General features: G+C 66.0%; 12 protein-coding genes. 2 read left to right on the top strand and 10 right to left on the bottom strand.

All coding sequences use genetic code 11. The features are described 5' to 3' along the window. Window positions 1-127: 127 nt before the first annotated feature. Window positions 128-1,276, top strand: a complete 1,149-nt coding sequence (locus tag RM96_RS22220) for an iron-containing alcohol dehydrogenase (RefSeq protein WP_039013731.1) — start codon at window positions 128-130, stop codon at window positions 1,274-1,276. Between the two features lie 68 nt (window positions 1,277-1,344). Continuing rightward, on the top strand, window positions 1,345-1,866 hold the full coding sequence (locus RM96_RS22225; RefSeq protein ID WP_039013732.1) for an O-acetyl-ADP-ribose deacetylase: 522 nt from the start codon (window positions 1,345-1,347) through the stop codon (window positions 1,864-1,866). On the opposite strand, the gene RM96_RS22230 is transcribed toward RM96_RS22225, so the two are convergent. The 10 genes from RM96_RS22230 to RM96_RS22275 all read right to left on the bottom strand — a co-directional run bounded on the left by RM96_RS22230 (window position 1,858) and on the right by RM96_RS22275 (window position 12,425). Continuing rightward, window positions 1,858-2,568 (bottom strand): aspartate/glutamate racemase family protein, encoded by a 711-nt coding sequence (locus RM96_RS22230; protein ID WP_039013733.1) that lies wholly within the window; start codon window positions 2,566-2,568, stop codon window positions 1,858-1,860. The two genes, RM96_RS22225 and RM96_RS22230, sit on opposite strands and share 9 nt — an antisense overlap. A gap of 131 nt (window positions 2,569-2,699) precedes the next feature. Next, window positions 2,700-3,632, bottom strand: coding sequence for an alpha/beta fold hydrolase (locus RM96_RS22235; RefSeq protein WP_039013734.1), 933 nt, complete (start codon window positions 3,630-3,632; stop codon window positions 2,700-2,702). Between the two features lie 34 nt (window positions 3,633-3,666). After that, on the bottom strand, window positions 3,667-4,569 hold the full coding sequence (locus tag RM96_RS22240; RefSeq protein WP_039013735.1) for an SDR family oxidoreductase: 903 nt from the start codon (window positions 4,567-4,569) through the stop codon (window positions 3,667-3,669). A 45-nt stretch (window positions 4,570-4,614) separates the two neighbouring features. Then, a complete protein-coding gene (locus RM96_RS22245; RefSeq protein ID WP_039013738.1) occupies window positions 4,615-5,568 on the bottom strand; it encodes a glutathione S-transferase family protein in 954 nt (317 codons plus the stop codon). Window positions 5,569-5,660: 92 nt separating this feature from the next. Further along, window positions 5,661-6,506, bottom strand: coding sequence for a class II aldolase/adducin family protein (locus tag RM96_RS22250; protein WP_039013739.1), 846 nt, complete (start codon window positions 6,504-6,506; stop codon window positions 5,661-5,663). A gap of 80 nt (window positions 6,507-6,586) precedes the next feature. Beyond that, window positions 6,587-7,597 (bottom strand): NADP-dependent oxidoreductase, encoded by a 1,011-nt coding sequence (locus RM96_RS22255; RefSeq protein WP_039013740.1) that lies wholly within the window; start codon window positions 7,595-7,597, stop codon window positions 6,587-6,589. Window positions 7,598-7,752: 155 nt separating this feature from the next. Then, window positions 7,753-8,190, bottom strand: coding sequence for a PaaI family thioesterase (locus RM96_RS22260; RefSeq protein WP_039013809.1), 438 nt, complete (start codon window positions 8,188-8,190; stop codon window positions 7,753-7,755). Window positions 8,191-8,311: 121 nt separating this feature from the next. After that, a complete protein-coding gene (locus RM96_RS22265) occupies window positions 8,312-9,094 on the bottom strand; it encodes an SDR family oxidoreductase (RefSeq protein ID WP_039013741.1) in 783 nt (260 codons plus the stop codon). 44 nt (window positions 9,095-9,138) lie between these two features. Continuing rightward, a complete protein-coding gene (locus RM96_RS22270) occupies window positions 9,139-11,001 on the bottom strand; it encodes an acyl-CoA dehydrogenase (RefSeq protein ID WP_039013742.1) in 1,863 nt (620 codons plus the stop codon). A gap of 245 nt (window positions 11,002-11,246) precedes the next feature. Continuing rightward, window positions 11,247-12,425 carry an acetyl-CoA C-acyltransferase gene (locus RM96_RS22275; protein ID WP_039013744.1) on the bottom strand — a complete coding sequence of 393 codons (1,179 nt, stop codon included), beginning with the start codon at window positions 12,423-12,425 and terminating at the stop codon, window positions 11,247-11,249.

Raw genomic sequence — 12,425 nt, forward strand, 5'->3', positions numbered from 1 at the left:
ACGAGATAACCCCGACGACAGCCCGCTTCGCAGGTTTTTGCGCGATGATCGCCCTGTCCGGCCGGTTTGGCCAGTTTGCGTCAACAATGAGAGTTCGCGGCAGATCGCTGCAGGAGACAAGCATCCCATGGCCTTTATCTACTATCTGACCAATATCCACCTCGATTTCGGCGCGGTCAGCCTGCTCAAGTCGGAATGCGAGCGCATTGGCATCCGCCGTCCGCTGCTGGTGACAGACAAGGGCGTGGTGGCGGCTGGCGTCGCGCAGCGCGCCATCGATGCCATGCAGGGGCTGCCGGTGGCGGTGTTCGACGAAACGCCGTCCAATCCGACCGAGGCGATGGTGCGCAAGGCGGCGCAGCAGTATCGGGACAGCGGCTGCGACGGGCTGGTGGCTGTGGGCGGCGGCTCGTCGATCGACCTGGCCAAGGGCATCGCCATTCTCGCCACGCACCCCGGTGAACTGACCACCTATGCCACCATCGAAGGCGGCAGCGGCAAGATCACCGACCGCGCCGCGCCGCTGATCGCGGTCCCGACCACTTCCGGCACCGGCAGTGAAGTCGCGCGCGGCGCCATCATCATCCTCGACGACGGCCGCAAGCTGGGCTTCCATTCCTGGCACCTGCTGCCCAAGTCCGCCATCTGCGACCCGGAACTGACCCTGGGCCTGCCTGCCGGCCTGACCGCGGCCACCGGCATGGATGCCATTGCGCACTGCATCGAGACGTTCCTGGCCCCGGCTTTCAATCCGCCTGCCGACGGCATCGCGCTGGACGGTCTGGAACGCGGCTGGGCCCATATCGAACGCGCCACCCGCGACGGCCAGGACCGGGATGCACGGCTGAACATGATGAGTGCCTCGATGCAGGGCGCCATGGCCTTCCAGAAGGGCCTGGGCTGCGTGCATTCGCTGTCGCATCCGCTGGGCGGCCTGAAAATCGACGGCAAGACCGGCCTGCATCACGGCACGCTGAATGCGGTGGTCATGCCGGCGGTGCTGCGCTTCAATGCCGACGCCCCCACCGTGGTGCGCGACGACCGCTATGCCCGCCTGCGCCGCGCCATGCACCTGCCGGAGAACGCTGACATCGCGCAGGCCGTGCACGACATGACCGCCCGCCTCGGGCTGCCCACGGGACTGCGCCAGATGGGCGTTACCGAGGACATGTTCGACAAGGTGATTGCCGGCGCGCTGCTCGACCACTGCCACAAGACCAATCCAAAAGAGGCCAGCGCGGCGGATTATCGGCGTATGCTTGAGGCGTCCATGTAAGCCGCCTGCCAAGCGACCGTAACGGGCAGCTCACCTGGACCCACAATCCACAGCGCGGGAGACAGTAGATGACAGGTGAACATTTGCAGGTTGTGCACGGCGACATCACGCGGATGGAAGTCGACGCCATCGTCAATGCGGCCAATAGCGGCCTGCTGGGCGGTGGCGGCGTCGACGGGGCCATCCACGGGGCCGGCGGCCCCGCCATCATGGAAGCGTGCCGCGCGATCCGTGACGCGCAGGGCGGCTGCCCTACCGGTGAAGCAGTCATCACCACCGGCGGACGCCTGGCCGCACCCTATGTCATCCATGCGGTCGGCCCGGTCTGGCACGGCGGCGGCAAGGACGAAGACGCGCTGCTCGCCAGCGCCTACCGCAACAGCATCAGGCTCGCGGCGGAGAAACACCTGCGCACCGTCGCCTTTCCCAATATCAGCACCGGCATCTATGGTTTCCCGCGCGAACGCGCGGTCGACATCGCCATTGGCGCCGTTCGCGAGGCGCTGGCCAAGGCACCCGGCATTGAACAGGTGACCTTTGTCTGTTTCGATGACGAGAACTACCGGCTGTATCGCGAACGACTAGCCTGACAGCGCTTCCCGCGTGTCCGCCATCGCCACCGCCGCCTGCGCATGCAGCGCGGTGGTGTCGAACACGGGCAGCGCACTGTCCTGCTGCCCGATCAGCAGCGTGATCTCGGTGCAGCCGAGGATCACGGCCTGCGCGCCCTGCGCCTGCAGCGCGCCGATGATGCGCTGGTATTCGGCGCGCGCGGCATCGTGCACCAGTCCATGGCACAGCTCGTTGTAGATGATGTCATGCACGACGGCGCGGTCGGGTTCGTCCGGCGTCAGTACCTCGATGCCGTGCCGCTCCAGCATCCGGCCGCGATAGAACTCCTGCTCCATCGTGAAGCGCGTGCCCAGCAGGCCGACGCGGCTGACGCCCGCCTGCCTCAGGGCATGGGCGGTCGGATCGACGATATGCACGAACGGCACCGACAGCACCGCCTCGATCGCCGGCGCCACCCTGTGCATCGTGTTGGTACAGAGCAGCACGAAATCGGCGCCACCTGCCTGCACTTGCCGCGCTGCCTGCTGCATCAGCACGCCAAGCTCGTCCCAGCGCCCGTCGTGCTGCAGCGCCTTGATCTCCTCGAAGCACACCGTCGCCATGATGCTGCGCGCATTGCGATGCCCGCCCAGCCGCGCCTTCATCCCCTGGTTGATCAGCCGGTAGTACTCCGCCGACGATTCCCAGCTCATGCCGCCGATCAGCCCGATTGTCTTCATTGCCCCGCCCCCTTGTCGCCGAGATGCCATCGCCGGAATCTAGCAGGGCCGGCCCGGTGGCGCACAGGGACAGTTCCACGGAAACCGGCCCGGCCAGTCATGGCTGGCGGGCCGGATCGTCAGGAATCCCCTTACCGCACCGCGCTCCGGATCAGCAGGTTGATATGCTCCGGCTGCTCGTGAATCACCCAGTGGGTGCCGTCCGGAATCCGCTCCAGGCGCATGTCGGGAATGAACTTGTCGAGACCGTCGAGCAGGGATTTCGGCAATGCCCGGTCGCGTTCGCCCCAGATCACGAAGGTCGGCACTCGCACGACGAATGCGGCCGGATCGAGTCTTGAGATGTCGGGTGGCGGCTCGCCCGGGCCAGGCGGATGCATGGGCGAGGCGCGGTAGTAGTTGACGCCGCCGCTCAGCGGGTGCGAGCCGTCTTCGCCCGGTTGCGACCATGCGGCGTGGTACTTCTCGCGCGTATCGCCGGCGAACCACGGCGCAGGCTGCTCGCCGCTGGCGGTGAGCATGCTTTCGAGCATGGCGAAGCTGTTGGCGGCCAGCACTTCCTCGCAGCCCGGTCGCCGCAGCCAGTTCATGTAGGCGGAGGCGGCCTGCTGCTGCGGATCGGTCGCCAGCGCCTTCGCGAACACGTACGGGTGCGGCGAGTTGATGATCACCAGTTGATCGACCAGCTGCGGGAACTGGATGGCCAGGTTCCAGCAGATCGCGCCGCCCCAGTCGTGGGCAACCACGATGCAGCGCTCGTAGCCCAGCGCCTGCACGAACTGCACCAGGTCTTCGACGATATGGCGCGGGCGATACGCGTCGACTGCTGCGGGCTTGCTCGACAGGTTGAAGCCACGCAGGTCGGGCGCAACGGCAAAGTGGGTGCGGCCGAATTCGGCCAGCTGGTTCTCCCATTCGAACCAGAACTCTGGAAAGCCGTGCACGAACAACATCAGCGGTTTGCCGCGCTCGCCGGCGCTGGCGTAGTGCAGCCGGGTGCCGTTGGGCAGGTGGGCAAACTGCAGATGATGAATCACGGCGGGGGCGGTCATGGCGTTCTCCATGCGCAGGCCTCGGTCCGGTTGTTGTTGCACTGCGTCAGCCGCGCAACGCGGCCACCAGGCCGGCGCGCACTTCGGGCTTGTCGCCGAACGGATCGCCGGGGTTGCGCTGCGAGATGATGTCCTCGAAGCGCTGCTGCACCGGCGCCAGTGCCTGCGGGTGGGAATAAATATAGAAGCTTTCTTCCCGGATGGCATCGAACGTGAGCTTTGCCACGTCAGCGGCAGTGACCTTGCCCGAGCTGACCGCCTTGTCCGACAAGGCCTGCGAGACCAGTTGCGAGCGCGTCGGCGGCGCCTGGTTGGCCAAATCCGCCGGGCGGTTGCGCTGCGACTGGCTGATGCCGGTCGGCACGAAATAGGGGCACAGGACCGAGCAGCGAACCTGCTCGGTCATCAGGCCCAGATCCTGATAGAGCGTTTCCGACAGCGACACCACGGCGTGCTTGGAGACGTTGTAGACGCCCATCGCCGGGGGATTGAGCAGGCCCGCCATCGATGCGGTGTTGACAATGTGCGCCTCGTAGGACGGGTCCTTTGCGGCGGCTTCCAGCATCAGCGGCGTGAAGATGCGGATGCCGTGGATCACGCCGTACAGGTTGACGCCGAGCACCCACTCCCAGTCCTTCTCCGAGTTCTCCCACACCAGGCCGCCGGCCCCGACGCCGGCATTGTTGAACAGCAGGTTGACCTGCCCGAAGGTCTTGATGGCGGCGTCCGCCAGCGCCTGAACCTGATCGGCGCGCGAAACGTCGGCGCGCAGGCCGATGACATCGGCGCCCTGCGCCTTCAGTTCGGCCACGGCCGCGTCGAGCGCGTCCTGCTGCACATCGGCCAGCACCAGCTTCATGCCGAGCGCGGCACCGCTACGGGCGAACTCCTTGCCAAAGCCCGACGCACCGCCGGTAATCACGGCCACCCTGTTTTCGAATTGCTTCATTCTGTCTGTCCTGGTCTGTTTGTTCGTGTTCGATTGCGAAACGGGTCAGCCCGCGCGCTGCACCTGGTAGAGCTGGCGCGGGAAATGCACATTCAACGCCCCGGCACGCGGATCCTGCCGACGCAGCGTGACGCGATGTTCAGACAAGCCAAGCAGCACGCCGGCAACCGGATCGCGTGCATAGTCGGTCGGGGTAACCGTGACCGCATCGCCGGGCTCGAGGCCACCACCGGTTTCCTCAGCCGCACCGGTGCGTCCTTCGCCGTCCAGCGGCAACGGATCGGACGCCAATGCGGCAGCGATGGCGTCGGCGCCGTCGATGACGCGCGATTTACCGTGGCCGAACGCTCGCATGCGCGCATACCAATCCTGCAGCAAGGGGTAGGCATCGAGCATGCGGGCGAGCCCGGTGGCACGCCGGATGAACCACAGGTTGTGATACAGCGAGAAATCGGCCACCGACAGTTCGGGCCCCGCCGCCCAGCGGACACCGGCGGCAAACTGCCGTTCGAGCCGGCCGAAGGTCTCGCGCAGCAGCGCGATCGCCTCCGGCAGCGGCATGCGCAGCGCATTGGTGTCGCCGCGCATGGCCTTGCGGTCGGCCACGAAAGCCTGGATCTGCGCGGGCGACAGATGGCCCAGCATGTTCGCCGCGCCTGCCGGCTGGAACACGTAGGTGACCGATGCCGTGAACAGTGCGCTGTCGAACCACGCGGCGCATGTGCGCGCGCTGGCGTCCTGCGCGGGCGGGTAAAGCGGCGGCTGCGGCGAGAGCTGGTCGATCACCTCGCAAATCAGTGCCGTATCGCAGTAAATGTCAGCGCCGATCTGCATGACCGGCGTACGGCGGTAACCACCGGTCAGCGAGAGCAGATCGGGCTTGGGCAGGATCGCGGGGATTTCCACGGCGCTCCACGCCAGGCCCTTGGCCCCGAGCAGCAGCCGGACCTTCTCCGAGAACGGCGAAGTGGCGTACTGGTGAAGGATGATGTCAGCCATGCGAGCAATCTCCTGATTGCAGACCACGTCCACGGGTTAGCGGCGCACGCGGCAGCGGCCGCCTTGTCTCAAAGCGTGAACTGAGCCATGCCTCAGTCCAGCAGGTCCGGCTGTTCCTTGACGATGCGGGCGTACAGCGGCTGAAACTGGAACCAGCCTGCCTGCGCGGTGCCGACGATCGAATACGCCTGGCGCGCCGCCGCGTCGGAAATCACCTTCAGCGGTGCATTGGTACGCGCGGCAGCCGCTTCGGCCAGCAGCTGCACCTGGCAGGAGCGCTCCATCGTGATGAACCACCAGGCCGCCTCGTCGACAGTCTTGCCGACAGTCAGCAGGCCGTGGTTCTGCAGGATGGCGGCCTTGTTGGCGCCGAGCGCGTTGGCGATGCGCTGGCCTTCGTCGAGCTCGACCACCACGCCGCCGAAATCGTCGTAGAGCGCGTGGTCGTTGTAGAAGGCGCAGACGTCCTGCGTGATCGGATCCAGCGGACGTCCCAGCGTCGACCAGGCACGGCCGTAGGTGCTGTGCGAATGCGCCGCCGCCACAGCGTCGCTGCGGGTCTGGTGCACGCGAGAATGGATGGCGAAGGCGGCGGCGTTGACCGGATAGTCGCCCTCCACCACATTGCCGTGGTGATCGCAGCGGATCAGGTTCGACACGTTCACCTGGCTGAAATGCACGCCGAACGGATTGACCCAGAAGGTATCGGTGAACTCAGGATCGCGTGCGGTGATGTGGCCGGCAACGCCTTCGTCGAAGCCGAACTTCGAGAACAGCCGGAATGCCGCTGCCAGCCGCTGCTTGCGGTGCAGCCGCTCCTGCGCCGGCGTATCGAACTGTGGCGGACGCGGCAGGTTGCGATAGCGGGCCTTGACCTCTTCCGGGAGGCCGGCACCGATTTCATCGGCGTCTGCCGGTTGCACTTGCGGGGCATTCATGGGGCGTCTCCTGTCATTCTTGTCGATGGAAATGACGGGCCACGCCCCAGTGCAACGGGCGCCGGCCCTGCCTGATTCGCTTACACCAGCTTGACCAGCTGCTTGCCGAAGTTCTTGCCCTTGAGCAGGCCAATAAAGGCATCCGGCGCGCTGGCCAGGCCCTCGGCAATGCTTTCGCGGAACTTGATCTTGCCCTGCGCGACGGCGGTGCCGAGCTCCTTGAGCGCCTGCGGCCAGACCTCCATATGCTCGGACACGATAAAGCCTTCCACCGTCAGGCGCGACACCAGGATCAGTTGCGGGTTCTTCATCGGCAGCGGCTGGCCGTCATAGCCGGCGATCATGCCGCACATCGCAATGCGCCCAAAGGCGTTCATGCGCAGCATCACGGTGTCGAGGATATCGCCGCCCACGTTCTCGAAGTAGCCATCCACGCCGTCGGGCGTGGCTTCCTTGAACATGGTGTAGAGCTCCTTGGCGTCCTTCGCGGCCTTGTAATCGATGCAGGCGTCGAAGCCCAGTTCCTTGACCACGTAGTCGCACTTGTCCTTGCCACCGGCAAAACCCACGGCGCGGCAGCCTGCCAACTTGGCGAGCTGGCCGACCACGCTGCCGACCGCGCCCGATGCGGCGCTGACCACCACGGTCTGCCCGGCCTTGGGCGCGATGATCTTGTTCAGGCCGTACCACGCCGTCACACCGGGCATGCCGACCGAACCCAGGTAGGCCGACAGCGGGATGTGCGTGGTATCCACCAGCTGCAGGCCGGTGCCGTCGCTCACGCCCATTTCCTGCCAGCCGAACATGCCGACCACCTTGTCGCCGGCCTTGAACTTGCTGTTCTTGCTTTCCACTACTTCACCCACGGTGCCGCCGATCATCACCTCGTTGAGCGGCTGCGGCACGGCGTAGGACTTGCTCTCGTTCATGCGGCCGCGCATGTACGGATCGAGCGACAGATAGTGATTGCGCACCAGCACCTGGCCGTCGGCGATGGTGGGAACGGGAACCTCTTCCAGGCGGAAGTTGGCGGGCGTTACCGCGCCTTCGGGACGAGACGCCAGGACGATGCGCTTGAAGGTATTGGACATGGTAGATCCTTGTAATGGGAGGGAAGCCGCTTCTGGCAGCTCCGGTTACTTCATCAGGTCCTGCTCCCTCACGCGAAACGCGCGAGGGGTCATGGGAGCTTGCCGGCCGCCTCTTCTTCTCCGGGACGGCTCCCGCTGTCGGTGCCGCGCGGCGGTCAGCCGTCGGCACCGGTATCCGTCTCACCCGGGCGCTGCGGCGGCATGCGCCGGATGTACTTGAAGGTGCCCGAACCGCGCGAGACGATCTTGCCATCGGCATCGACGATCTCGCCTTCGCAGAACACCATGGTCGTGGTGCGATGCACGCAGGTGCCGCGCGCCGTCAGCTTGCCGCGGCCCGGTGCCATGAAGCTCGTCTTCATCTCGATGGTGACCACGCCCCGGCCATCGGCATCGGCGCTGCGCCCGGCGATGGCCATGGCCACGTCGAGCAGGGTCATGATCACGCCGCCGTGCGCCATGTCCCAGCTGTTCTGATGGCGCTTCTCAATGGGCAGCGCAATCTCGCTGCGTCCGTCTTCGGCGAAGGTGCAGGTCACGCCCAGGTCGGCAAGAAACGGAATATGGCTCAGGGAGCCGGTGTACTGGTTCATGGCAATGCGGGTCCGAAAGGTGGCTGGTACAGGATCGCGGCAGGCAGTGAACCCGCCGCGCGATTGCCGCAATATTGATACGTTTCCGGATTCACGCCAACCCTGAACGTATCCGCCCGCCTCAGACCGCGCTGACGCCGCCGTCCACCGCCAGGATCTGGCCTGTGATGTGCTTGCCGGCATCGCTGGCAAACAGCAGCGCGGCGCCCTTCAGGTCTTCATCGTCGCCAAGGCGGTGCAGCGGCACGCCGGCGCACATCGCCTCCACGCCCAGGCGCTCCAGCGAGCCCTTGGTCATCTTCGACGGGAAGAAGCCCGGCGCCAGCGCATTGACGGTGATGTTGTGCTCGCCCCACTCGGCGGCCAGCGTGCGGGTGAAGTTGACCACGGCGCCCTTAGACGTGTTGTAGGCAATGGTCTCCATCGTGCCCGGCGGATTGCCGGCCAGGCCGGCGATCGACGCCACGTTGATGATGCGGCCGTAGCGGCGCGGGATCATCGAGAGCTTGCCGATGCGCTGGCTCAGCAGGAACAGGCCGCGGATGTTCAGGTTCATCACCTTGTCCCAGGCCTCGACCGGATGGTCTTCGGCGGGCGCGCCCCAGGTGGCGCCGGCGTTGTTGACGAGGATGTCGACATGGCCCAGCTTCGCCAGCGCTTCGTCCGCCAGGCGATTGATTTCCGATTCCTGCGAGCCGTCGGCCGCGATCCAGTCGGCTTCGATGCCAAGTGCCTTCAGGTGGGCCTGCGCGGCCTGCAGTTCGTCGGCCTTGCGTGCCGACAGCACCACGCGCGCGCCCTGCTCGCCAAGCGCTTCCGCGATTTGCAGGCCAAGCCCGCGCGAGCCGCCGGTGATCAGGGCGGTCTTGCCCTTCAGGTCAAACAGTTGCTGGATGGTGCGCATGTGTGTTCCTTTGTCTTGGTGTTCGTGAAGGCAGCGTGGTCCGTTCAGAACCAGGCGTCCTGCATGTCGAGCGTGGTGCGATCGAGGGTCGCCAGCAGGTCGAGCTGCGGACCGACCTTGGGCAACTCCCAGCGGAAGAAGTACGCCGCGGCGGCCAGCTTGCCGCGATAGAAATCCTCGTCTTCCTTGGTGACGGCACCCGTCAGTGCGGCTTGCGCGACCAGCGCCTGCTCGAGCCAGATCCATGCCACCACCACGTGGCCGAAGGCCTCCAGATAGATGCTGGCATTGGCGAGCGTGACATTGGCGTCGCCGGCGCCCCACAGCACTTGCGTGACCTCGGCCAGCCTTGCCACGGCCGCGCCCAGTGCGCGCGCCTGTCCGGCCAGTTCCGCGTTGTCCGCTGCCAGCGCGCGCTTGCATGTGTCCTGCACGCGCTCGCCCAGCAATTTGAAGGCCGCGCCGTCCTTCATCACCACCTTGCGGCCCAGCAGGTCCAGGCCCTGGATGCCGTGCGTGCCCTCGTGGATCGGATTGAGACGGTTGTCGCGATAGAACTGCTCGACGTTGTACTCGCGCGTGTAGCCGTAGCCGCCGTGCACCTGGATCGCCAGGTTGTTCGCTTCCAGGCACCATTGCGACGGCCAGCTCTTGGCGATCGGCGTCAGGATGTCCAGCAGCAGCGCCAGGCGCGCATGCGCGGCTTCGTCGCCGGCTGCCGCCGCGGCGCGCTCTTCATCCACCAGTTGCGCGCAGTACAGGTTCAGTGCGAGCCCGCCTTCCACGTAGCTCTTCTGCGCCAGCAGCATGCGGCGGATATCGGCGTGCTCGACCAGCCTGACCTGCGGGCTGGCTGCGTCCTTGCCACCGGGGCCGACCGGGCGGCCCTGCGGACGGTTGCGCGCATAGTCCAGCGCGTGCAGGTAGCCGGTATAGCCCAGCATCACCGCACCGAGGCCGACGCCGATGCGCGCCTCGTTCATCATGTGGAACATGCAGGCCAGGCCCTTGTGCGGCTCGCCTACCAGGTAGCCGATCGCACCCGCCTTGCCACCCGGCCTGTACTTCATGCCTTCGCCGAAATTCAGCAGGCAGTTGGTGGTGCCGCGGTAGCCCATCTTGTGGTTGAGGCCGGCCAGCACCACGTCGTTGTGCTCACCCAGCGAGCCGTCCTCGTTGACCACGTACTTGGGCACGATGAACAGCGAAATGCCCTTCACGCCGGGGATGAGCTTGCCATCCGGGCCAGGAATCTTGGCCAGCACCAGGTGGACGATATTGTCCGACAGCTCGTGCTCGCCGGCGGAAATCCACATCTTGTTGCCGCGCAGCCGATATTGCGCGCCCAGCGGCGATTCGCCTTCGTACTCGGCGCGCGTGGTGATGTCCGACAGCGACGAACCGGCCTGCGGCTCCGACAGGCACATCGTGCCGAAAAAGCGCCCTTCCATCTCCGGCTTGACGAAGGTTTCCACTTGCGCCGGCGTGCCATGTGCGAGCAGCAGATTGGCGTTGCCGATGGTCAGGAACGGATAGGAGCTGGTGCCGACGTTGGCGCCCTTGAAGTAGGCAAAGCCCGCCTTCTCGACCACCACCGGCAGCTGCATGCCGCCCAGTTCGTAGTCCTGGCCCGCGGCCATCAGGCCGGCCTCGCAGAAGGCTTTCAGCGCGGTGCTGACTTCCGGAATGATGCTGACGGTCTCGCCGTCGAAATGCGGCTCTTCCTGGTCGTTCTTCTTGTTGTGCGGCGCGAACAGGTCGGTGGCGATCTTCTCGCAGGTGTCCAGCGCGGCATCGAAGGTTTCGCGCGAATGATCGGCGTAGCGGGGAATGCGGGTCAGCTCGTCGACCTTGAGCCATTCGTAAAGGACGAAGTTCAGGTCGCGACGGGAAAGGATCATCGACATGGTGTCTCCAGGCGGCGCACTGCGTGGCGTGCCGCGATTTTGTCTTGCCTTCTTGTGCAAACCGCCGGGGCTTTGAATCACCGTGTGGGTGCTCCCTCTCCCGCTTGCAGGAGAGGGTTGGGGTGAGGGCCGGGCGGTACTACGAAGTACAGGCCAGTGGTATGCCACCGCCTGCCCTCACCCCCTGCCCTCTCCCGCAAGCGGGAGAGGGCAGCAAACCGGCAGCGCGCCGGCTTTGTCGGCGATTACAGCACTTCGAACAGCCCGGCCGCGCCCTGGCCGCCGCCGATGCACATGGTCACCACCACGTACTTGACGCCGCGGCGCTTGCCTTCGATCAGCGCGTGGCCAACCAGGCGGGCGCCCGATACGCCGTACGGGTGGCCCACCGCGATGGCGCCGCCGTTGACGTTCAGGCGGTCCATCGGGATGCCCAGCTTGTCGGCGCAGTACAGCACCTGCACGGCGAAAGCCTCGTTCAGCTCCCACAGGCCGATGTCGTCCACCTTCAGGCCAGCCTTCTTCAGCAGCTTGGGCACGGCGAACACCGGGCCGATGCCCATTTCATCCGGCTCGCAACCGGCCACGGCGAAGCCGCGGAACACGCCCAGCGGCTGCAGGCCCTTGGCGGCCGCCACCCGGGCGTTCATCACCACGGCAGCCGAAGCGCCGTCCGAGAACTGCGAGGCGTTGCCGGCAGTGATCACGCCACCGGGCACGGCGCTGCGGATCTTTGCCACGGCTTCGAGAGTGGTGTCGGCGCGGATGCCTTCGTCGGCGGAGATGGTGACTTCCTTCGTCACCAGCTGGCCGGTGGACTTGTCGGCCACGCCTGCCAGCACCGTCATCGGGACGATCTCGTCCTTGAACTTGCCGGCTTCCTGCGCGGCGGCGGCGCGTTGCTGGCTGCGCACGCCGTACTCGTCCTGGCGCTCCTTCGAGATGTTGTAGCGCTTGGCCACGTTCTCGGCGGTCTGGAGCATGTTCCAGTAGATTTCCGGCTTGTTCTTCACCAGCCAGCTGTCGGCCATCATGTGGCGGTTCATTTCCTGCTGCACGCAGGAGATGCTTTCCACGCCGCCGGCCACAAAGATGTCGCCTTCATCGGCAATCACGCGCTGCGCGGCCATGGCGATAGTCTGCAGGCCGGACGAGCAGAAACGGTTGACGGTGGCACCGGGCACGGTGACCGGGCAGCCGGCGCGCAGTGCGATCTGGCGCGCGATGTTGGCGCCGGTGGCGCCTTCTGGGTTGGCACAGCCCATCAGCACGTCTTCCACTTCGCCGGCTTCGATCTTGGCGCGGGCAATCGCGTGCTGGACGGCGTGGCCGCCCAGGGTGGCGCCGTGGGTCATGTTGAAGGCGCCCTTCCAGCTCTTGGCCAGAGCGGTCCGTGCGGTGGATACGATGACTGCTTCGTTCAT

This window comes from Cupriavidus sp. IDO (genome assembly GCF_000812465.1).
Classification (GTDB): Bacteria; Pseudomonadota; Gammaproteobacteria; order Burkholderiales; family Burkholderiaceae; genus Cupriavidus.

Excerpts from the sequence above, each read along its gene's own strand:
- RM96_RS22265 (WP_039013741.1), bottom strand. The coding sequence starts at position 9,094 with ATGCGCACCATCCAGCAACTGTTTGACCTGAAGGGCAAGACCGCCCTG.
- RM96_RS22235 (WP_039013734.1), bottom strand. The coding sequence starts at position 3,632 with ATGGAGAACGCCATGACCGCCCCCGCCGTGATTCATCATCTGCAGTTT.
- RM96_RS22260 (WP_039013809.1), bottom strand. The coding sequence starts at position 8,190 with ATGAACCAGTACACCGGCTCCCTGAGCCATATTCCGTTTCTTGCCGAC.
- RM96_RS22240 (WP_039013735.1), bottom strand. The coding sequence starts at position 4,569 with ATGAAGCAATTCGAAAACAGGGTGGCCGTGATTACCGGCGGTGCGTCG.
- RM96_RS22245 (WP_039013738.1), bottom strand. The coding sequence starts at position 5,568 with ATGGCTGACATCATCCTTCACCAGTACGCCACTTCGCCGTTCTCGGAG.
- RM96_RS22255 (WP_039013740.1), bottom strand. The coding sequence starts at position 7,597 with ATGTCCAATACCTTCAAGCGCATCGTCCTGGCGTCTCGTCCCGAAGGC.
- RM96_RS22275 (WP_039013744.1), bottom strand. The coding sequence starts at position 12,425 with ATGAACGAAGCAGTCATCGTATCCACCGCACGGACCGCTCTGGCCAAG.
- RM96_RS22230 (WP_039013733.1), bottom strand. The coding sequence starts at position 2,568 with ATGAAGACAATCGGGCTGATCGGCGGCATGAGCTGGGAATCGTCGGCG.
- RM96_RS22220 (WP_039013731.1), top strand. The coding sequence starts at position 128 with ATGGCCTTTATCTACTATCTGACCAATATCCACCTCGATTTCGGCGCG.
- RM96_RS22225 (WP_039013732.1), top strand. The coding sequence starts at position 1,345 with ATGACAGGTGAACATTTGCAGGTTGTGCACGGCGACATCACGCGGATG.
- RM96_RS22250 (WP_039013739.1), bottom strand. The coding sequence starts at position 6,506 with ATGAATGCCCCGCAAGTGCAACCGGCAGACGCCGATGAAATCGGTGCC.
- RM96_RS22270 (WP_039013742.1), bottom strand. The coding sequence starts at position 11,001 with ATGTCGATGATCCTTTCCCGTCGCGACCTGAACTTCGTCCTTTACGAA.